Here is a 20359-nt window from a genome sequence, read left to right as displayed (position 1 = left end):
ACAACCGCACCGGCAGCCCCGGGCGACCTGGCAGCATGGCAGGGTGACAGCAGCAACGCACTCCACTCTCTTCCCGCAGGTCCCCGAGTCGGCCGACGCGGTGCTCGACGGGCTCGACCCGGAGCAGCGCGAGGTGGCGACCGCCCTGCACGGTCCGGTGTGCGTCCTGGCCGGTGCGGGCACGGGCAAGACCCGGGCGATCACCCACCGGATCGCCTACGGGGTGCGCGCCGGCATCCTGCAGCCCGCCAGTGTGCTGGCCGTCACGTTCACCAACCGCGCCGCGGGCGAGATGCGGGGCCGGCTCCGGCAGCTCGGCGCGGCCGGCGTCCAGGCCCGCACGTTCCACTCCGCGGCCCTCCGCCAGCTCCAGTACTTCTGGCCGAAAGCCGTCGGTGGTGAGCTGCCCCGGCTGGTGGACCGCAAGGCCCAGCTCGTCGCCGACGCGGCGGCCCGCTGCCGGGTCCGCCTCGACCGCACCGAGCTGCGCGACACCACGTCCGAGATCGAGTGGGCCAAGGTCACCCAGACGGTCCCCGCCGACTACCCGGCGGCCGTCGCCAAGGCATCCCGCGACGCCCCACGCGACCCCGCGGAAATTGGCCAGATCTATGCGATGTACGAGCAGCTGAAGCGGGAGCGCGACGTCCTCGACTTCGAGGACGTCCTGCTGCTCACGGTCGCGATCCTCCAGGACCGCCACGACATCGCCGAGCAGGTCCGCCGCCAGTACCACCACTTCGTGGTCGACGAATACCAGGACGTGTCCCCGCTCCAGCAGCGCCTGCTCGACCTGTGGCTCGGCGACCGCGACAGCCTGTGCGTCGTCGGCGACGCCAGCCAGACGATCTACTCCTTCACCGGCGCCACCCCCGACTACCTGCTGGACTTCCGCACCCGCCACCCCCACGCGACCGTCGTCAAGCTCGTCCGCGACTACCGCTCCACCCCGCAGGTCGTCCACCTGGCCAACGGGCTGCTCGGCCAGGCCCGCGGCCGCGCCGCCGACCACCGCCTGGAGCTGATCTCCCAGCGCGACCCCGGCCCCGAGCCGGTCCACACCGAGTACGGCGACGAGCCCGCCGAGGCCGAGGGCACCGCCCGGCGCATCAAGGACCTCATCGCCTCGGGGGTGCCCGCCGGGGAGATCGCCGTCCTGTACCGGATCAACGCCCAGTCGGAGATCTACGAGCAGGCCCTGGCCGACGCCGGCGTCCCCTACCAGCTGCGCGGCGCCGAGCGCTTCTTCGAGCGCCAGGAGGTACGGGAGGCCGGAGCAGCCCTGCGCAGCGCCGCCCGCTTCGGCTCCAACGACGCCCTCCTCGACGACCTCGTCGACCTGCCGTCGCAGGTCCGCGCCGTGCTGTCCACCAAGGGCTGGACGACCGAACCCCCGGCCGGCTCCGGCGCCGTCCGCGACCGCTGGGAGTCCCTGGCCGCCCTGGTGCGCCTCGCCGAGGACGTGGCCCGCGCCCGCCCGGAGGCCACCCTCGCCGACCTGGTCGCCGAACTGGACGAGCGGGCCGCCGCCCAGCACGCCCCGACCGTCCAGGGCGTCACGCTGGCCTCCCTGCACGCCGCGAAGGGCCTCGAATGGGACGCGGTGTTCCTCGTCGGCCTCACCGATGGCACGCTGCCCATCACCTACGCCAGGACCGACGAGCAGATCGAGGAGGAGCGGCGCCTGCTGTACGTGGGCGTGACCCGCGCCCGGCGCCACCTCGCCCTCTCCTGGTCGCTCTCCCGCTCACCCGGCGGCCGCCCGTCCCGCGAGCGGTCCCGGTTCCTCAAGGGCCTGCGCCCCGGCACGGGCGGCATGCGCGCCGCGGGTGGCGTCGTCGACCGCGGCCCCGCCGGCTCCCGCCCCCGCCGCGCCCGCGGCCCGGTGCGGTGCCGCGTCTGCGGGACGACGCTGACCCAGGCGGGTGAGATGAAGCTCATGCGCTGCGAGGACTGCCCCTCCGAGATGGACGAGGCGCTCTACGAGCGGCTGCTGGAGTGGCGCACCCGCCAGGCCGGCCTCCTCGGCCAGCCCGACTACTGCGTCTTCACCGAGAAGACCCTCATGGCCATCGCCGAGACGGTCCCCTCCACCGACGGCGAGCTGGCCGCCATCCCCGGCGTCGGCATCCGCAAGCTGAACCGGTTCGGCGCCGACGTCCTCGCCATCTGCGCAGGCCAACAAGGCGCCGAGGGAGCCGGCGAGGACTGATACGAACTCGTCGAAAAAATAGTTTGCGCCCGCCCCAGGAATCCCCATAGGTTCTTAACCACGCGAACAGCGGCTTCTCTGAAGCCCTGTCCTCGTGCTGTACTTATCCGAATACGCGCGGGACCGGCTCCGTCCGATCCCCCGAGACGCCGAGAGGAGGCGATTCCAGTGATCAGCATCAACATCAGCTCCATCAGCACCGCCAAAATGACCGATCGCTCGGTCGTCTCCGCCTGCACGCTCGGCTTCTCCGGCTCGTCCCTCATCGGCACCGGCCTGTCCGGCCTCGGCGCCGTGCGTCCGGCGACCCTTCTGACGGCTCTCCCCGTCATTGAGGGCCTGCTGGCCAATGAGCGACCGACCAAGGCACTGGAAGCAGGAGTAGCAGCGGCGCAGGCCCCGGCCTATGCCTTTGCGGCGACCGGTGCCGAGACCAAGACGACGACGCAGCAGCACCACACGATGTGGGCCTTCCGTGGGCTCGAACCCTGGAGTGATCCAGCCTGATCCAGCATCAGGCCGGCGCCTTCAGGGCCGCGGAACCCCACCCGGGATCCGCGGCCCTTCTGTTTTGCCCCCACGGGCGAGACGGAGCGAAGGGGCCTCGGGACCAAGCAGAACCCGGTACCAACCCACCGGCCGACCGGCCGGACCGACCAGACGAGGAAAACACCACCGTGCAACTCGAAGCGCACGCCCCGTCCGTACCGCCCTCCGAGACGATCCCCCCGCCCGGCCTCACGAAGGACCCCGACTTGACCCCCCTCACCGCGCTCACCGCGCTCGACGACGCCATCGAGAACCTCGGCGTACCCGTCCCCTGCCGCTCCTACGACCCGGAGGTCTTCTTCGCCGAGTCGCCGGCGGACGTCGAGTACGCCAAGTCCCTCTGCCGCACCTGCCCGCTCATGGCGGCCTGCCTCGCCGGGGCCCAGGAGCGGCGCGAGCCGTGGGGTGTCTGGGGCGGTGAGCTGTTCGTCCAGGGCGTGGTCGTCGCCCGCAAGCGGCCTCGTGGCCGCCCGCGCAAGAACCCGGTCGTGGCATGAACGCCCTCGCCGGAACCATCGACCGCCCCCTCACGCACGATCCCCAGAAGCAGGCCCCGATGACCTCTTCCACCAGCGAGCCCATGGGCTCCGCGACCCCAGCCGTCAGCACCATCGGCGCGAACGCCTCGCGTCAGAACAGGACCCGAGAGATGCAACTCATTCCAGAAGCCCTGGCTCGTGCCCATATGCATGAGCGCCTGCGGGAAGCCGCGGAGGCCCGCCCGGGCATCCGGCTGATCGCCGCCCGGCGGATGCAGCGCCGCGCCGAGCGCGCCTCGCTGCGCGCCCGCCGCGCGCTCGCCATGGCGGTCATGCAGTAGGCAACGCCGCACGGCGCACTTCTGAAGAGCCCACTCGCGGGGGCCGGTCCGAACGGGTCGGCCCCCGCGGTGCGCCCAGCGCCCAACCGGCCCTCCGGAGAGTTATCGTCTCGTGGTGAACGAGCGGACACCCGACCCCGAACCGCCGCGCACACAGCGCGTGGTGTGCTCCCGCTGCGGCAAGACCGCCGACAGCCTCCCCGTGACCTGGACCTGCTCCGTCGAGAACGGCCGCCGGATGTACCTCTGCGACACCTGCGCCCGCGAACACATCAGGTCCATCGAATCGAGACTCGACTCCTCCTGGTGGTGACCGCGGGCCGGTGACGGCTCAGACCCGCGCCGGGACCGACTCCTCCCGCTGCTCCGGCTCATCGGGAAGGAAGCCCGGAAGCCACTCCTCCAGTTCCTCCCGCAGCCGCACCGTGGCATTGAGCTGGCACAGCACCCCGATGGTGCTCAACGTGACCCGGTGTATCAGCAGATACGACGGTGGCAGGTTGATCCGCTTGCCCAACTGGTGGGCGGGGGAGCGAGGATCGGCGATCCGCGCCGCCTGCGCGCGGATCCACTCCCGTGTGAACACGAACTCGTCCACCTGCGCGGGCTCGATGATCGGCAGCAGGTACTCCAGCAGCGCGTCCGGGTCCAGCTCTATGGAGTCCTTCACGAACCCCTCGCCGCACAGCAGTTCGTAGACCGCCTCCGCCTCGCCCTCCAGCGTCATCCGCAGGCACGTGCCGATCGTCTCCGGCAGCCCGCCCGGCAGCCGGTCCACCGTGCCGAAGTCCAGCACGCCGAGCCTCGGCCCGCCCCCGTCCTCACCCGGCAGCAGCCGGAAGTTCCCGGGATGCGGATCCGCGTGCAGCAGCCCCGTACGGCTCGGGCCCGAGAACAGGAAGCGCGCCAGCAACTGCCCCGCCCTGTCCCGCTCCTCCGGCGTGCCCTCGGCGATGATCTCCGACAGGGGTATCCCGTCGATCCACTCCGTCACCAGCACCTGGTCGCACTGGTGCACCACGTCCGGGACCACCACGTCCGGGTCGTCGGCGAACTCCGCCGCGTGCTCGCGCTGCGCCCGCGCCTCCAGCTCGTAGTCCAGCTCCTCCGACACCCGGTCGCGCAACTCGGTGACCAGCGGCTTGATGTCCATGCCCGGGACCAGCGGCCCCAGCAGTCTGACGAACCGGCCCAGCTGCGCCAGATCCGACAGCAACGCCTCGCCCGCCCCCGGATACTGCACCTTCACCGCCACCTCGCGGCCGTCGTGCCAGACCGCCCGGTGCACCTGCCCGATCGACGCCGCCGCCGACGGCTTGTCCTCGAACTCCAGGAACAACTCCCGCCAGTCCTCGCCCAGCCGCTCCTCCAGCACCCCGTGCACCGTACGGACCGGCATCGGCGGGGCCGCGTCCTGAAGCTTCGTCAGGGCCGCCCGGTACGGGCCCGCTATCTCCTCCGGCAGCGCCGACTCGAAGACGGACAGCGCCTGCCCGAGCTTCATGGCCCCGCCCTTCAGCTCGCCGAGCACCTTGAACAGCTGGTCCGCCGTGCGCTGTTGCAGCTCCCGCGCCACGATCTCGGCGGACTTGCCCCCGATCCGCTTGCCCAGTCCCCACGTGGCCCGGCCCGCGAATCCCAGCGGCAGCGCCGCCAACTTGGCGGTACGAGTGACCGCCTTCCGGGGTAGATCAGACATGCGCCCCTCCCAATCCGAGACTGCCGTGCCGCGTTTGCCCTCGGCATGACCCCCTTGACGGCGGCGGCCACCCCGCCATTGTGTCCTGCCCCGTACCGGCATCCGAGGCGCGCTCCCCCTCACCCGGACCCGCCGCCCCGCACGGGCACGCGGCGTGCGGCACCACCCGTCGCGCCCGCCACTCCAGCAGGGGCGACGACACCTCCCACCGCGCCCCCGCACTCGCCGGAGGATCCCCGTCCAGGAACGCCAGCGCAAGCGCGGCCGTCAGCCCCGCGACCGTGGCCACCAGGCCCATGTCCCCGGCCGGCCCGCAGCCACGGCGCCCCGAACGCCACTGCGCCAGCATCCGCGGCCACGCCGGGTCCTCGTCCGTCCGGTGCAGCTCCACGCACCGCGCACACGCCGTACCGCCCGGCAGCACGAGCGGGCCCACCACGCCCGTCGCCTCCACCACCCCGGCGAACAGGTGCGGCGTACCCGTCGCCACCCACGGATCGGCCGTCACCGGATCCGGGGCGTACGCCGCGAGACCGTCCCGGGGCGCCACGACGACCAACGACAGCCCCGGCTCGGCACCACCCACGGCATCGGCGCCCCGCCGGCGCCGACTGCGGCGCCCAGGTGGGTTCCCACCCAGGCGCCCGGGTCAGCCTCCGCTCCGGGGCCCGGGTGGGCTTCCGCCCAGGCATCTGGGCCGGCTTCCGCACAAGCGCCTCGGCCGGAGCCAGCCCGGGCGCCCGGGCCGGCCTCCGTACGAGCGCCCGGGCCGGCTTCCGCCCAGACGTCCGCCTCGGCTCCCGATCCAGCGACGGTGCCAGTCCTCGCCCGGCGCCCGCCCCGGCCCCCGTCGTGGCCCACGCGCACGGCTCCGCACCGGACCTCGCACCCGACCCCGCGCCGGCTCTCCGGCGTCCGGCCCGCGCACCGTGCGGAGCCGCTTCGCGTACCAGTCGGCGTGCCGCCACGTCCCTCCGCACGCCGATGGCGGCCGCCGGGAAGCCGCCCGGTGCCACGTCCCACGGCTCCACGCAGCCGCCGTCCAGCACCTCGACCCGGCCCACGCCCGCACCGGACAGCAGTGCCGCCACGCTCGCACCCACCCGGCCCGCGCCCCGCACCTGCACCCGCATTCCGGCCCGGGCGGCCAGGCGCCGTATCGCCCCGCCCGGCTCGCGGTGCACCACCGACAGCGACGCCAGATCCGGGCGCAGCCGGTCCAGCACGTCCGCCCCGCGCCGTAAAGCGGCGGCGGCACACGGCTCCGGGCCGGCCGCCGGTGTCGTGTCCTCCAGCAGCCCCGCGTCCGACAGCCGGGTCAGGAGACCCTCCAGCCAGCCGTCCGGCACCCCCAGCGCCCTCGCCTCCTCGCGCAGGACGGGCAGCCCGCGCGTACCGTCGAGCAGGCCCAGCAGCCCGCCCGTCGTCGTATCCACCGGCCCGACCACCACCGCGTGCGCGGGCGTCACCCCGAACTGCACGAACTGAAGATCACGCCACGCGCGCCGCAGCGCCGGCTTCACCATCGGACGCATGCCCATGCTCCCGCCCCCGTTCCGCGGACTTCTCGGTCTCCCGCGGTCAGAATGCCTCCGCCGTCGACCCGGCGTAGTCGGCCGTCCACAGCGCGGGAGCATTAGTCATTCAAATGGTGCAGGCTGTGGATGGATCGTGCGCGAACCGTTCCGAAGAGGGACTTCGCCCGCCCCCAGCAGGTACGGTCTGGGCGTGCCCGCCGACCCACACCTCAGCCCGACCAGCGCCCCGACCCGGGGAACGCGGACGTCCGCCGTCGAGGTGCGCAGGAGTTCCCGGCGCCGCAGGACGGTCTCCGCCTATCGGGAGGGCGACCGCACCGTCGTCCTCATCCCCGCGCGCATGTCGGAGGCCGAGGAACAACGCTGGGTGACGGTGATGCTGGACAAGCTCGCCGCGCAGGAGAGCAGACGTCTCCTCGGCGACTCCGAGCTGGCCGAGCGCGCGGAGCGGCTGTCCGGCCAGTACCTCGACGGACGGGCCCGCCCGGCCTCCGTCCGCTGGGTCACCAACCAGAACACCCGCTGGGGCTCGTGCACCCCGGCCGAGGGCAGCATCCGGCTCTCGCACCGGCTCCAGGGCATGCCCGAGTACGTCATCGACTACGTGCTGCTCCACGAGCTGGCGCACCTCCTGGTCCCCGGGCACGGACCGCGGTTCTGGCGTCTCCTGGAGGCCTACCCGCGCACCGAACGGGCCCGCGGTTACCTGGAGGGCGTGGTCGCGGCCGACCGGCTGCCGCACGTTCCCGGCAGCCGCGAGGAGTGAATTCACCGATCCTGTACCGAGTCCGTACCGAGGCGGGCGCGGACGTGTCGGTTGTCCGAGCGAGCCGTTAGCCTGGCGCGACGCACACCAATCCGGGATGGGGGACGGTCGTTACGCATGGCCAGGGAATTCCAACGCGGCCACAAGGCCAGGATCAGTGATCTGACTGCCGGGACGGATCTGTACGTGGGCGTGCAGATCGCGGGTCCCGGTTTGACCTTCGACATCAGCTGCTTCGGGCTCGACGCCGACGAGCGGCTCTCCGACGACCGGTACTTCGTCTTCTTCAACCAGCCGAAGACCCCCGAGGAGTCCGTCCAGCTGCTCGGTGCGCAGGCCGGCGACACCGAGTCCTTCCGCGTCACGCTCGACCGCGTCCCGGCGCACATCCACAAGCTGTCCTTCACCGCGACCCTCGACGGCGCCGGCCAGATGTCCCAGGTCGGCCCCGGCTACATCAGAATCGTCGCGGGCGGTGAGGAAGTCGCCCGTTACGCCTTCGACGGCTCGGAGTTCAGCACCGAGCGCGCCGTGATGCTCGGCGACTTCTACCTCAAGGACGTCTGGCGGTTCGCCGCCGTCGGCCAGGGCTTCGACGGTGGACTGGAGGCGCTGCTCAGGAACTTCGGCGGCGAGGTGCTGGAGGAGGAGCAGCCGCAGGCCGCGCCGCCCCCGCAGGCGGCACCGAGCTTCGCGCCGCCGGCCCAGGCCGCACCCGCCTTCGGCGCCCCGACCACGCCGCAGACGGCCCCCGCGCCCCAGGCGCCCCAGATCCCGCAGCCGCAACAGCCCACCCCCGCGCCCTCGTTCGGCGCTCCGGTGGCCCCTGCCCCGGCCCCCGCGGCCGCCCAGACCCCGGCGCCCGCCCCGGCACAGCCGCAGCAGCCGCTGCACGCCGCGCCCACCATGGCAGCGCCCATGGCCCCGCAGGCTCCGGCACCCCAGGCGCCCGCGCAGCCCGCCCCGTACGGGCAGCCCAACCAGCAGCAGCCGCCCCAGCAGCCGCAGTACGGCCAAGTCCCCGGCCAGACCCCGCCGTACGGCCAGACCCCGCCCTACGGCCAGCAGGCGCCGTACGGGCAGACGCCCCCGTACGGTCAGCCCGCCCGGCACCGGCCGCCCCGGGCCCGTACGGCCAGCCGCAGCCGCAGTACGGCCAGCAGCCGCCCGTGGGCATGCCGCCCCAGGGCATGCCCCACGGCGTCCCGCAGGGCGCGCCCCAGGGCGCCGGTCTGGCGGCCGCCCTCCAGAAGTACCGGGAAACGCCCACCGGCCAGCGCTGGACGCCGCAGAACCCGATGCTCATGCGCGTCGACCTCGCCATGGGCGAGGTACCGGTCCTGGCCCGCCAGGGCAGCATGGTCATGTACCAGGGCAAGGTCGACTTCAGCTACAAGGGCGCCGGGTTCGCGGGCGCATCGTCGGCAACGCCACGGGCCAGGAGATGCAGCTCATGCGCTGCACGGGCCGCGGCCAGGTCTTCCTCGCCGAGAACAACGCCCAGCTCCACCCGATCGAGCTGCAGGGCGACGGCATCTGCGTCTCCGCCGAGAACGTCCTCGCGTTCGACGAGACGCTGCACCACGAGGTCCGCCGCATCGAGGGCCACGGCATCCCCGGCGGCGCGCTGTTCACCATGCTCTTCCACGGCACCGGCACGGTCGTCGTGAAGACCCACGGCGTGCCCGTCGTCCTGCCCGTCACGCCCACGACGTTCGCCGACTGCAACGCCGTCGTGGCCTGGTCCGCGGCCTCCAGGTGGTCCTGTCCAGCCAGGTCCGGCTGCGCCGCAACGCCTACCCGGGGCACAGCGGCGAGACGGTCAACCTGCAGTTCCGGGGCGCCCCCGGCAACTTCATCGTCGTCCAGCCGTACGAGGTCTGAGGGAGCCCGAACCATGAACCAGCAACTCGCGGGCTACGCCCCGACCCCCACCGTGGCCCGTATGGAGAACCACGGCAACGCCATGCTCAAGGTCGCCATGGCCACCGGCCAGGACCTGTTCGCCAGGACCGGCTCCGTCGTCGCGTACGAGGGCTTCATCCAGTACGAGCCGAACCCGCCCGCCCTGCGGCAGGTCGCCGCCCAGTGGGTGACCGGTGAGGGCGCGCCCCTCATGAAGTGCACCGGCGACGGACTGCTGTACCTCGCCGACTACGGCGCGGACGTCGTCGTCGTGAACCTCGACAACGACGCCCTGTCCGTCAACGGCACCAACGTGCTCGCCTTCGACGCCCACCTCCAGTGGGGCGTCGAACGGGTCAAGGGAATGGCCAAGTTCGCCGGACAGGGCCTGTGGAACGTGCAGATCGCCGGCACCGGCTGGGTCGCGCTCACCTCGCGCGGCACGCCGATCGTGGTCGACTGCGGTCGCGGCGACGACGAGACGTACGTCGACCCCGACGCCCTCGTGGCCTGGTCGCCGTCCCTCAAGGTGAAGGGCAAGCGCAGCTTCAAGGCCTCCTCCCTCATCGGGCGGGGCAGCGGGGAGGCGTACCAGATGGCCTTCTCCGGCCAGGGCATCGTCGTCGTCCAGCCGAGCGAGGACAGTACGGACCGCCTGCGGGTCCGGAACTGAGGGGGAGCGAGAACACACCATGCAGAGCCGCTTTTCAGCCACACCGAACAGCAGAGCCAGGAACGGTACGTCGTCCAGAAACCCCAGCTCCTGCGCGTCAGCCTCACCGGCCACGACGACGTCCTCGCCCGCAAGGGCGCCATGGTCGCCTACCAGGGGCTGATGGACTTCGACGGCGAGTACCAGACGGGCAACCAGCGCACCGCCCGCGCCAACACCGGTGAGGGCCTCGACCTGATGCGCTGCTCCGGCCAGGGCACCGTCTACCTCGCCAACCTGGCGCAGTACATCCACGTCGTGGAGGTCGACCAGGACGGGCTGACCGTGGACAGCGCCTATGTCCTGGCGCTCGACTCCACCCTCCACACCGAGGTCATCGCCGTGGACAGCCAGTACGGCATCTCCGGCTCGGGCAAGTACCAGCTCAACATCTCGGGCCGCGGGAAGGTCGCCCTGATGACCTCGGGCCAGCCCCTGATGATGCAGGTCACGCCGGAGAAGTACGTCAACGCCGACGCCGACGCGATCGTCGCCTGGTCGTCGTCGCTGCGGGTGCAGATGCAGGCGCAGACGCACTCGTCGAGCGTGCGCAGGCGCCGGGGCAACACCGGCGAGGGCTGGGAGCTGAGCTTCCTCGGGCAGGGCTTCGCCCTCGTCCAGCCGAGCGAGGTCATGCCGCCGCAGAACGTCCAGATCGGCCAGGGCATCGGCGCCCAGTTCGGCGTCGGCCAGCACGGCGCGCACGCCCAGAACCAGAACAACGCCTGGAACTGACGCCTGCCACGACGATGTAAGGGGCGGCCCTCAATGGAGGCCGCCCCTTACACATGCCGCGCGGAACACAGGCCCTGCGGAACACAGGCAGGCCCTGCGGAACACAGTCCCTGCGGAACGCGCGGCATGTGCGCACCGACGTCAGAGCGCCGTCCGCGCCGCCTCCACCAGCCGTACGACCGAGCCGTCGGCCACCGCCGCCACCTCGTCGTACCGGAACCAGCGCAGGTCCAGCGACTCCTCGCTGATCGCGGCCACCGCGTCCGGCGGCGCGAGCGCCACGTACTGAAGGTCCAGGTGCCAATTGCAGGGCGCCGGGATCGGGTGCCGGTCGAGCCGCCGCGGGCCGCCCGGCAGCAGCGTCAGGCCCGGGATGCCGGACTCCTCGGTCGCCTCGCGCAGCGCCGCCCCGGCCACCGTCGTGTCCTGCGGCTCGCAGTGGCCGCCCATCTGCAACCACATGCCGAGCTTCTTGTGCAGGGTCAGCAGCACCCCGCCGCGCTCGGGGTCCACCACCAGCGCGCTGGCCGTCAGGTGCCCGGCCCCGCACGCCTTCCACATCCCGTCCGGGTGCGCCGCCAAGTGGTCCAGATACGTCCGGCGCAGCTCCTCCTGCCCGCCCTCGTACGCCTTCAGTACGAGGACGGCGTCATCGTGCAGGCTCACTTGTCGGTGTCGTCCTTGCCGTTCTCGTCGGGGCGCGGGGCCGCCTCACCGAGCATCTTGTCCAGCTCCGAGAAGTCCAGGTGCTCGCGGTGGACGAAACCGTCCGGGTCGTCCAGGTCCGACGCGGTGGGCAGCATGTCGGGGTGCTCCCACAGGGCGTCCCGCCCGTCGACACCGCGCGCGTCCGTGAGCGACGCCCACAGCCGCGAGGCGTCCCGCAGCCGCCGCGGGCGCAGCTCCAGGCCGATCAGCGTGGCGAAGGTCTGCTCGGCGGGGCCACCGGTCGCGCGGCGCCGCCGCAGCGTCTCGCGCAGCGCGCCCGCGGACGTCAGCCGCGAGCCGGCCGCCGCGTGCACCACCGCGTCCACCCAGCCCTCGACCAGCGCGAGCGCCGTCTCCAGCCGGGCCAGGGCCGCCTTCTGCTCGGGCGTGTCCTCCGGCTGGAACATGCCCTGCTGAAGGGCTTCCTGCAGCTGCTCCGGGTTGGTCGGGTCGAGCTGCGAGACCGCGTCCTCCAGCTTCGAGGTGTCGACCTTGATCCCGCGCGCGTACCCCTCGACCGCGCCGAACAGGTGCGAGCGCAGCCACGGCACGTGGGCGAAGAGCCGCTGGTGGGCGGCCTCGCGCAGCGCCAGGTAGAGCCGCACCTCCTCCAGCGGCACGCTCAGGTCCTTGCCGAAGGCCGCCACGTTCAGCGGCAGCAGCGCGGCCTTGCCGGCCGGGGCCAGCGGCAGCCCGATGTCCGTCGAGCCGACCACCTCGCCCGCCAGGACGCCCACGGCGTGCCCGATCTGCTGGCCGAACATCGCCCCGCCCATGGACCGCATCATGCCGATCAGCGGGCCCGCCATGGCCTGCATCTCCTCGGGCAGCACGGCACCCATCGCCGTGCCGACCCGCTCGGCGACCGGGTCGACCAGCTGCTGCCACGCGGGCAGCGTCGCCTCGACCCACTCCGCGCGGGACCACGCGACGGCGGTCGCCGCCCCGGACGGCAGCGAGGTCGCGTCGTCCAGCCACAGGTCCGCCAGCCGCACGGCCTCCTCGACCGCCGTGCGCTCGGCGGGGCCCACGCTGGCGTCCTTCGTGCCGTCGGGCGTGCCCTGGGCCACGGTCTGGCGGGCGATCTGCTTGGCCATGTCCCAGTTCACGGGACCGCCCTCGTAGCTCAGCATCTGGCCGAGCTGCTGGAAGGCGGCGCCCAGGTCGGCGGGGTTGAAGGCGCCGAACATCGCGGCGAACGGGTTGTCCGGGCCGCCCTGGCCGCCGCCCGGCAGACCGCCGAACCCGAAGGGGTTGCCACCACCCTGGGGCTGCTTCTTGCCTTCGTCGCCGTTGTCCGGCTCCTCCGGCGGAAGGCCGAATCCGAATGGGGTGTCGCTCACGGGTTTCCTCGGCTCGTAGGGCCGCCGGCTTCCTGCCGACGGCGGTTGCCCGACATCACACCCAGCGTAGACATCCGGGCCGGACTGGGGCTCGGTGCTCCACTGACGCATCGCCTGCGGCAGGATGGACGCCACCTGGTACGTGCGCGTTGTCCGCGTACGTACTGAAGACAACCGCTGGAGACGCCTGGTGAGTTCCCCAGATCCGCAGGTTCGCGCAGCGCGAAACCGCTCAACCCCGTCCGCCGCCCGGGGCCCCGTCGTCGCGGTCACCGGCGCCGCATCCGGCGTCGGCGACCTGCTGACCCGCCGCCTCGTTGGGTCCGACGAGATCAAGCAGGTCATCGCCATCGACGAGCGGCGCGGCGACGTGTCCGAGGCCCAGTGGCACATCCTGGACGTGCGGGACCCGGCCATCGCCGAGAAGCTGCGCGGCGCGGACGTCGTGGTGCACCTGGCCCTCGACCTCGACCTGGAGACCGACTCCGCCGCCCGTACCGCGTACAACGTACGGGGTACGCAGACCGTCCTGACCGCCGCCGCTGCCGCCGGGGTCCACCGGGTCGTCCTGTGCACCTCGGCCATGGTCTACGGGGCGCTCGCGGACAACGACATCCCGCTCTCCGAGGACGCCGAGCTGCGGGCCACCGCCGAGGCCACCGGCGTGGGCGACCTCCTGGAGATCGAGCGCCTGGCCCGCCGGGCCCCGCGCGCCCACCCCGGCCTGAACATCACCGTCGTCCGCCCCGCCGTCCTGGTGGGCGGCACGGACACCGCCCTGACCCGCTACTTCGAGTCACCGCGCCTGCTCGTCGTCGCCGGCTCCCGGCCCGCCTGGCAGTTCTGCCACGTGGAGGACCTGGTCAGCGCGCTGGAGTACGCGGCTTTGGAGAAGGTCGACGGGGAGTTCGCGGTCGGCTGCGACGGCTGGCTGGAGCAGGAGGAGGTCGAGGAGCTGAGCGGCATCCGCCGCATGGAGCTGCCCTCCGCCGTCGCGCTCGGGGCGGCGGCCCGGCTCCACCGGATCGGCCTCACTCCGTCACCCGCCGGTGACCTGGCGTACACGATGCACCCGTGGGTGGTCAGCGTCGGCCGGCTCCACGACGCGGGCTGGCGGCCCCGGTGGACGAACGAGGAGGTCCTCGCCGCGCTGCTGGAGGAGGTGTCCGGCCGGCACACCGTCGCGGGCCGCCGCCTGGGCCGCAAGGACGCCACGGCCGCGGGTGCGGCGGGCGCCACGGTCGCCCTGCTCGGCACGGCCGCCCTGGTCCGCCGCGCCCGCAGGCGCCGCGGGCTGTAGCCGGGCCCACGGCGGCGGCCGGACCGGAGCCGCACGCGAAGCACGGCACAGGCGCACCGGCGGCGCGAGCCACGCGGGTGCACATGTGCGTACGCGCCGGTCGCCGCGGCCGGGCATGGGCGCGGCCGGAACGATGCGCCTGTACGAGGCTCCAACGCGCGCGTGCGTCCGCCGGTCGAACAGGCAATTCCGTGCTGCCGTCCCGTACGGCACGATGGATGCCATGGCTCCCACGTACGACCACCCCGGCGAGCGCGCCGCCGACGACCCGATCCGGCTGCTGGCGATCCGCGACACCCCGCTCTCCCTCGACGAGGTCTTCCGCGCCGTCGGCGACGACGCCGCCGGCGGCACCGCGCTCTTCGTGGGCACCGTCCGCAACCACGACGGCGGCGCCGACGTGGACGCCCTCGGGTACTCCAGCCACCCGACGGCCGAGGCCGAGCTGCGCCGCGTCGCCGAGAAGGTCGTCGCCGACTTCCCGGTCCGCGCCCTGGCCGCCGTCCACCGGGTGGGCGATCTGACGGTCGGCGACCTGGCGGTGGTCGTCGCCGTGTCCTGCCCCCACCGCGCCGAGGCCTTCGCGGCCTGCCGCAAGCTGATCGACGACCTCAAGCACGAGGTCCCCATCTGGAAGCACCAGCGATTCTCGGACGGCACCGAGGAGTGGGTCGGCGCCTGCTGACGAGGCCGGCAGCAGCCCTCCGGCGCCTTCCGCGTGGCCGGAGGGGGCGCTGTGGCGGCGTTCCGGCGGCCGGTTCCGCAAGGCCCGATTTGCGTAACGGCCTCCCCGGCATGAGCGTTGAGACGGCGGATGGTTAATCTGCTGATCGGATACCGATCGGTCCGTTGCTCTCGATCTTGGGGATGGGAGGTCGCGATGGCAGCACTCGCCTGGTTGCTGATACCGCTCTTCGCCGTCGTCGGTGCCGCGATATGGGGAGGCTGGGCGGCGCGGGACCGCACCACCGGGGACATAGCCGAGCTGGCGGGGTACGCCAGGTTCCGCGACGCGATGGACCGGGCCCACTCCGAACGCGAATCCGTCTGACCATCGGTTGATCGCCCCGTACGGACGGCCCCGGGGGTGCACTGACAGGCCGGTCCCGTACTGTCGTTCCATGCCACGCCGCACCGCGACGATGCTCGCCTCCACCCTCGTCCTCATCGCGCTGCTCTGCGCGGGAGTCTTCATCCCGGTGCCCTACTCGGAGATGAGCCCCGGCCCCACGGTCAACACGCTCGGCGACTCGGGCGGGGAGCCGGTGCTGCGGGTCTCCGGCCGTGAGACGTACCCGACGTCCGGCCACCTGAACATGACCACGGTCCGCGTCACCGGTGCCGACTACCGGATGAACCTCGTCGAGGCGGTCGCCGGCTGGCTCTCCGACGACAGCGTCGTGGTGCCGCACGACACGCTCTACCCGGACGGCAAGACCGAGGAGCAGTCGACGCAGGAGAACGCCGAGGAGTTCAGCCAGTCCCAGGAGAGCGCGCGCGTCGCGGCCCTCGGCCAGCTGGGCATCCCGGTGGCGTCCCGGGTGGTCGTCTCCTCCGTCCAGAAGAGCAGCCCCGCCGAGGGCAGGCTGCACGCCGGGGATGTGATCAAGGCGGTGGACGGTACACCGGTCAAGGTCCCGCAGGACGTGGCCAAGATCGTCACGAAGCGGCGGCCGGGGCAGACCGTGGAGTTCACGATCGTCCCCGCCAAGGAGGCCGCCGCCGCGGAGAAGGCCCGCCGCGACCCCACCGTCACCGAGGACATCACCCTCACCACGAAGGCGGCGGGGGACGAGAACCGCGCGATCGTCGGCATCCAGGCCGGCACCGACCACACGTTCCCGTTCACGATCGACATCAGGCTCGACGACGTGGGCGGCCCCAGCGCCGGCCTGATGTTCGCGCTCGGCATCGTCGACAAGCTCACCCCCGGCCCGCTCACCGGCGGCCGGTTCGTCGCCGGCACCGGCACCATCGACGACACCGGCAAGGTCGGCCCCATCGGCGGGATCGACATGAAGCTGGTCGGCGCGCGCAACGCGGGCGCGAAGTACTTCCTCACCCCCGCCGAGAACTGCGCGGCGGCGGTCACGGACATCCCGGACGGCCTGACCCTGATCAAGGTGAACACGATCGCGGACGCGGTGAAGTCCCTGGAGAAGGTCCGGGACGGGAACACGGCGGCCCTGCCGAGCTGCTCGGCGGGCTGACCGCCCCCTTACGCCCGGCACGGGGCTCCGCAGGCCGCACGAGGCTCCGCGGGCGCCTCCAGGCCCCGTACCGCCCGCTGCGGCCCGTACGCCCGTCCAGCGGGCCGGCTCCCCCCGGCCGGCGCCCCCGTTGCGCCGCCCCGGGACCCGCCCGTCAGCTCTCGAAGGTGGCGGCCAGCGCCTCGGCCAGCCCCGGCACCAGGTCGGCGCCCGTCAGGACCTCGGTGGGGGAGTCCTTCTCCCGCAGCCGCAGCGCCGACTCGCGGGCACCGTCCCGCAGCACGGCCACCGTCATCCGGACCTCCTGGCGGTCCGGGTGCCGGGCGACCCACTTCGCGAGACCGGCCTCGTCCAGGCCGTCGGGCACCGACGCCTCCGCCGACGGCGGCAGCATCAGCCGCTCCACGGTCAGCGCGCAGCCGGTCACCGCGTCCGGCCAGGCGATGGTGCCGAGGAACTCGTCGAGCGGCCGGCCGGCCGGCAGCTCGTCCTGCTCGATCGGGGTGAGCGGGGCCGCGGCCTCGTCACTGTCGAGCCCGAGCTGGGTCGCCAGCTCCGGCTCCTGGGCGCGCAGCGCCGCGGTGTCGACGAGGGCGAAGAGCCTGGCCGGCTGGTCCCAGCCGAGGCCCGCCACGTACTCGTCGATCTCGAGCACCGCGCGTGTGAGCGGGCTCGCGGCCATCGGAGGGCCTGAGGGAGAAACGTTGGACATGGTCAATATCCTGCCTCTTCCCGACCCCAGAACGGGAACTAGGTAAAGCTTCAGTAAGTTGCATCAGTGGGCTCTACGATCGCTGGGCCTGCTGGGGTGCCTCACACAAGGGGGAGGCACCGGCACACACACGACCGCGAACTTCGAGGGGCGCACGTTGGCTTTCCAGATGCCGGACCGCGGCGGAGGCCCGACCGGGCCACGGATCAGAGTCGGCCGGCCGTCGCGGCGGGCCCGTACCCTGCTCATGACGCTGGGGGTGCTGGCCGTCCTGGCCATGCTCTTCGTCATGTTCGCCGGGTTCTGGACGGACTGGCTGTGGTACAGGTCCGTCAACTACTCGTCGGTCTTCACGACCACGCTGTGGACCAAGATCGGCATGTTCGCGGTCTTCGGCCTGCTCATGGCGCTGGCCGTCGGGCTCAACATCTGGCTCGCGCACCGGCTGCGGCCGCCGCTGAGCGCGATGTCGCTGGAGCAGCAGAGCCTGGACCGCTACCGGATGGGAGTGGCCCCGTACAAGAAGTGGGTGCTCCTGGCGATCGCCGCCGTCGTCGGCCTGATCGCGGGCGCCTCCGCGTCGGGCCAGTGGCGGACCTACCTGATGTGGGTGAACGGGGTCGCCTTCGGCGAGAAGGACCCGCAGTTCGGGATGGACGTGGCGTTCTACGCGTTCGACCTGCCCTGGTACCGGTTCCTGCTCGGCTTCGGCTTCGCGGCGACCGTGCTGTCGCTGATCGCCGCCGTGCTCACGCACTACCTGTACGGCGGGCTGCGGATCACCAGCCCCGGTGCGCGGGCGACCGCCGCCGCGACCGGCCACCTGTCGGTGCTGCTCGGCGTCTTCGTTGCGCTGAAGGCCGTGGCCTACTGGCTGGACCGGTACGGGCTGGCCGTGAAGTCCAGTGACTTCAAGGCGGCCGGCAACTGGACGGGCCTGCGGTACGTCGACGCCAACGCCTACCTGCCGGCGAAGACGATCCTGTTCTGCATCGCGGTGATCTGCGCGCTGCTGTTCTTCGGGACCCTGTGGCGCCGCACCTGGCAGCTGCCCGTCATCGGCTTCGGCCTGATGGTGCTGTCGGCGATCCTGATCGGCGGCCTGTACCCGGCGATCGTGCAGAAGTTCCAGGTCCAGCCCAACGAGCAGGCCAAGGAAGCGCCGTACATCGAGAAGAACATCGAGGCGACCCGCAAGGCGTACGCCATCGACGGCACGAAGCCGGAGAACTACTCGGGCAAGGCCACGGTCAAGGCCAAGGACCAGCTCCGCAAGGACGCCGACTCGGCCGCCAGCTACCGGCTGGTCGACCCCAACATCGTCTCGCCGACGTTCCAGCAGCTGGAGCAGAAGCGGAAGTACTACCAGTTCCCCATGACCCTCGACGTCGACCGGTACGCCGGCAAGGACACCGTCGTCGGTCTGCGTGAGCTCAACATCAAGGGCATCCCGAAGCGGAACTGGATCAACGACCACTTCACGTACACCCACGGCTACGGCGCGATCATGGCGGCCGGCACGGCCGTGGACTCCACGGGCTCGCCGGTCTTCACCGAGAACGGCCTGCCGACCAGCGGCCAGCTCCCCAAGTACGAGCAGCGGATCTACTACGGCGAGAAGACCGAGCAGTACTCGATCGTCGGCGGCCCGCAGAAGGAACTCGACTACGAGGCCAACGGCGAGCGCACGACCAGTTACCAGGGCGACAGCGGCGTCAGCCTCTCCAACGCCTTCAACCGGGCCGCGTACGCCGTCGCGTTCAGCGAGCCGCAGATCCTCTACTCGGGAGCCATCGGCGACGGCTCGCGGATCCTGTACAACCGCACGCCCAAGGAGCGCGTCGAGGCGGTCGCGCCGTGGCTGACCATCGACGGCGACGCCTACCCGGCGGTCGTCGACGGCCGCATCCAGTGGATCGTCGACGCCTACACGACGACGAACGGCTACCCGTACGCGTCGCGCACGACGCTCGGCGACACCACCGCGGACTCGCTGACCGCCGGCAACCAGACCCGTACGGTCGTCGCCCAGCAGAACCAGGTCAACTACATCCGGAACTCGGTGAAGGCCACCGTCGACGCGTACGACGGCACGGTCAAGCTGTACCAGTGGGACACCGAGGACCCGGTCCTGAAGACCTGGATGAAGGCGTTCCCCGGCACCGTGCTGCCCAAGGACGCCATCAAGGCCGACCTGAAGGCGCACCTGCGCTACCCCCAGGACATGTTCAAGGTCCAGCGCGAGCTGCTGACCCGCTACCACGTCCGGGACGCCGCGCAGTTCTACAGCGGCAGTGACGCCTGGCAGGTGCCCGCCGACCCGACCACCAAGGACGGCAACGCGGTCCCGCCGTACTACCTGAGCATGAAGATGCCCGGGGACACCCAGCAGCGGTTCTCGCTGACGACGACGTTCACGCCGAACGGACGGCCCAACCTGGGCGCGTTCATGGCGGTCGACGCCGACGCCACCAGCAAGGACTACGGCCGTATAAGGCTCCTGAGGGTGACGTCCGAGGTGCCGGGACCGGCGCAGGTGCAGTCGAAGCTCAACAGCCTCCCGTCGGTGGCGCAGTTCGTCCGTGACCTGAAGGGCGCCGACTCGGAGATCGCGTACGGCAACCTGCTCACGGTCCCGCTCGACGGCGGCTTCCTGTACGTCGAGCCGGTCTACGCCCAGGGCCGCAGCGCGCTCTACCCGCTGCTGAAGAAGGTGGCGGTGTCGTACGTCGACGCCAACAAGCCGGAGGGCGACGCCACCAAGGACACCACGGTGTTCGAGGACACCCTCGCCGGTGCCCTCAACGGGGTGTTCGGGGTGGAGGGCGAGACGCCGCCGACCACCCAGCCGCCGACGAAGCCCGACCCGACGAAGCCGCCGGCCACCGGCGAGGCCGCGCTCAAGCAGGCCATCGCCGATGCCCAGAAGGCCTTCACGGAGGGCGAGGAGGCGCTGAAGAAGGGCGACTGGACGGCGTACGGCAAGGCCCAGGAGGCCCTGGCCGACGCGCTGCAGCGGGCCGCCGCGGCGGACGCCCAGCGCAAGGCGGCCGCCGACCAGAAGAACCCCGGCCAGCAGACCCCCGCACCGCAGAAGCCGGCGACGGGGGCGGAACAAAAGAGCTGACGGACCCCACCCCGCGCCGTGAT

At 72.1% G+C, this 20359-nt stretch carries 16 protein-coding genes and 4 pseudogenes; 14 read left to right on the top strand and 6 right to left on the bottom strand.

From position 1 onward, the window contains the following. Positions 1-43: 43 nt before the first annotated feature. The 5 genes from ABEB09_RS10290 (at position 44) to ABEB09_RS10270 (ending at position 3894) form a co-directional block, all read left to right on the top strand. Entirely contained in the window at positions 44-2212 is a 2169-nt protein-coding gene (locus ABEB09_RS10290) for an ATP-dependent DNA helicase UvrD2 (protein ID WP_345689328.1), read from the top strand. Positions 2213-2380: 168 nt separating this feature from the next. Further along, the gene (locus tag ABEB09_RS10285; RefSeq protein ID WP_345689326.1) at positions 2381-2719 is read left to right on the top strand and encodes a hypothetical protein; all 339 of its coding nucleotides are present in this window, start codon (positions 2381-2383) and stop codon (positions 2717-2719) included. Between the two features lie 170 nt (positions 2720-2889). Beyond that, positions 2890-3258, top strand: a complete 369-nt coding sequence (locus ABEB09_RS10280; protein WP_345689324.1) for a WhiB family transcriptional regulator — start codon at positions 2890-2892, stop codon at positions 3256-3258. Continuing rightward, positions 3255-3581: a hypothetical protein gene (locus ABEB09_RS10275; RefSeq protein ID WP_345689322.1), complete on the top strand. Its 327-nt coding sequence runs from the start codon at positions 3255-3257 to the stop codon at positions 3579-3581. The genes ABEB09_RS10280 and ABEB09_RS10275 overlap by 4 nt, the downstream gene beginning before the upstream one ends. A gap of 115 nt (positions 3582-3696) precedes the next feature. Then, on the top strand, positions 3697-3894 hold the full coding sequence (locus ABEB09_RS10270; protein ID WP_345689320.1) for a hypothetical protein: 198 nt from the start codon (positions 3697-3699) through the stop codon (positions 3892-3894). 18 nt (positions 3895-3912) lie between these two features. Here ABEB09_RS10270 and ABEB09_RS10265 read toward each other — a convergent pair whose 3' ends face one another. The 3 genes and pseudogenes from ABEB09_RS10265 to ABEB09_RS10255 form a co-directional block, all read right to left on the bottom strand. Next, a complete protein-coding gene (locus ABEB09_RS10265) occupies positions 3913-5280 on the bottom strand; it encodes an ABC1 kinase family protein (protein WP_345689318.1) in 1368 nt (455 codons plus the stop codon). Further along, a pseudogene (locus ABEB09_RS10260) lies at positions 5273-5905 on the bottom strand (ThiF family adenylyltransferase); the annotation flags it as partial. The pseudogene ABEB09_RS10260 and the gene ABEB09_RS10265, both read right to left, overlap by 8 nt. A gap of 97 nt (positions 5906-6002) precedes the next feature. Continuing rightward, positions 6003-6815, bottom strand: a pseudogene (locus ABEB09_RS10255) (ThiF family adenylyltransferase); the annotation flags it as partial. A gap of 193 nt (positions 6816-7008) precedes the next feature. Here ABEB09_RS10255 and ABEB09_RS10250 point away from each other — a divergent pair. The 4 genes and pseudogenes from ABEB09_RS10250 to ABEB09_RS10235 form a co-directional block, all read left to right on the top strand. After that, the gene (locus tag ABEB09_RS10250) at positions 7009-7584 is read left to right on the top strand and encodes a M48 metallopeptidase family protein (protein WP_345689316.1); all 576 of its coding nucleotides are present in this window, start codon (positions 7009-7011) and stop codon (positions 7582-7584) included. Between the two features lie 117 nt (positions 7585-7701). Beyond that, a pseudogene (locus tag ABEB09_RS10245) lies at positions 7702-9468 on the top strand (TerD family protein). 13 nt (positions 9469-9481) lie between these two features. Continuing rightward, a complete protein-coding gene (locus ABEB09_RS10240; RefSeq protein WP_345689314.1) occupies positions 9482-10162 on the top strand; it encodes an AIM24 family protein in 681 nt (226 codons plus the stop codon). A gap of 27 nt (positions 10163-10189) precedes the next feature. Next, positions 10190-10936, top strand: a pseudogene (locus tag ABEB09_RS10235) (AIM24 family protein); the annotation flags it as partial. A 141-nt stretch (positions 10937-11077) separates the two neighbouring features. Here the strand turns inward: ABEB09_RS10235 and ABEB09_RS10230 are convergent. Together ABEB09_RS10230 and ABEB09_RS10225 are read right to left on the bottom strand one after the other, a co-directional pair. Then, a complete protein-coding gene (locus ABEB09_RS10230) occupies positions 11078-11602 on the bottom strand; it encodes an NUDIX hydrolase (protein WP_345689312.1) in 525 nt (174 codons plus the stop codon). Next, a complete protein-coding gene (locus tag ABEB09_RS10225) occupies positions 11599-12987 on the bottom strand; it encodes a zinc-dependent metalloprotease (protein WP_345689310.1) in 1389 nt (462 codons plus the stop codon). Before ABEB09_RS10225 ends, ABEB09_RS10230 begins: the two co-directional genes overlap by 4 nt. Positions 12988-13177: 190 nt before the next feature. Here ABEB09_RS10225 and ABEB09_RS10220 point away from each other — a divergent pair, with 190 nt between their 5' ends. From ABEB09_RS10220 to ABEB09_RS10205, 4 genes are all read left to right on the top strand, one after another. Next, a complete protein-coding gene (locus tag ABEB09_RS10220; protein WP_345689308.1) occupies positions 13178-14287 on the top strand; it encodes an SDR family oxidoreductase in 1110 nt (369 codons plus the stop codon). A gap of 223 nt (positions 14288-14510) precedes the next feature. Further along, on the top strand, positions 14511-14972 hold the full coding sequence (locus ABEB09_RS10215; protein ID WP_345689306.1) for a molybdenum cofactor biosynthesis protein MoaE: 462 nt from the start codon (positions 14511-14513) through the stop codon (positions 14970-14972). A gap of 195 nt (positions 14973-15167) precedes the next feature. Then, positions 15168-15338, top strand: coding sequence for a hypothetical protein (locus ABEB09_RS10210; RefSeq protein WP_345689304.1), 171 nt, complete (start codon positions 15168-15170; stop codon positions 15336-15338). 70 nt (positions 15339-15408) lie between these two features. Continuing rightward, positions 15409-16497, top strand: coding sequence for a YlbL family protein (locus tag ABEB09_RS10205; protein ID WP_345689302.1), 1089 nt, complete (start codon positions 15409-15411; stop codon positions 16495-16497). Between the two features lie 154 nt (positions 16498-16651). Here the strand turns inward: ABEB09_RS10205 and ABEB09_RS10200 are convergent, their stop codons facing one another. Further along, positions 16652-17209 (bottom strand): PPA1309 family protein, encoded by a 558-nt coding sequence (locus tag ABEB09_RS10200; protein WP_345689300.1) that lies wholly within the window; start codon positions 17207-17209, stop codon positions 16652-16654. Between the two features lie 169 nt (positions 17210-17378). Here ABEB09_RS10200 and ABEB09_RS10195 point away from each other — a divergent pair, with 169 nt between their 5' ends. Further along, positions 17379-20336, top strand: coding sequence for a UPF0182 family membrane protein (locus ABEB09_RS10195; RefSeq protein WP_345693898.1), 2958 nt, complete (start codon positions 17379-17381; stop codon positions 20334-20336). Positions 20337-20359: the final 23 nt, after the last annotated feature.

Origin of the sequence: Streptomyces coeruleoprunus (assembly GCF_039542925.1) — a bacterium.
Taxonomy (GTDB): domain Bacteria; phylum Actinomycetota; class Actinomycetes; order Streptomycetales; family Streptomycetaceae; genus Streptomyces; species Streptomyces coeruleoprunus.
This window is presented reverse-complemented; position numbering and strand designations above follow the sequence as displayed.

Bases quoted from the DNA above. Each gene is read 5' to 3' on its own strand.
- ABEB09_RS10195 (WP_345693898.1), top strand. From the start codon at position 17,379: ATGCCGGACCGCGGCGGAGGCCCGACCGGGCCACGGATCAGAGTCGGC.
- ABEB09_RS10200 (WP_345689300.1), bottom strand. From the start codon at position 17,209: ATGTCCAACGTTTCTCCCTCAGGCCCTCCGATGGCCGCGAGCCCGCTC.
- ABEB09_RS10210 (WP_345689304.1), top strand. From the start codon at position 15,168: ATGGCAGCACTCGCCTGGTTGCTGATACCGCTCTTCGCCGTCGTCGGT.
- ABEB09_RS10215 (WP_345689306.1), top strand. From the start codon at position 14,511: ATGGCTCCCACGTACGACCACCCCGGCGAGCGCGCCGCCGACGACCCG.
- ABEB09_RS10240 (WP_345689314.1), top strand. From the start codon at position 9,482: ATGAACCAGCAACTCGCGGGCTACGCCCCGACCCCCACCGTGGCCCGT.
- ABEB09_RS10265 (WP_345689318.1), bottom strand. From the start codon at position 5,280: ATGTCTGATCTACCCCGGAAGGCGGTCACTCGTACCGCCAAGTTGGCG.
- ABEB09_RS10205 (WP_345689302.1), top strand. From the start codon at position 15,409: ATGCCACGCCGCACCGCGACGATGCTCGCCTCCACCCTCGTCCTCATC.
- ABEB09_RS10275 (WP_345689322.1), top strand. From the start codon at position 3,255: ATGAACGCCCTCGCCGGAACCATCGACCGCCCCCTCACGCACGATCCC.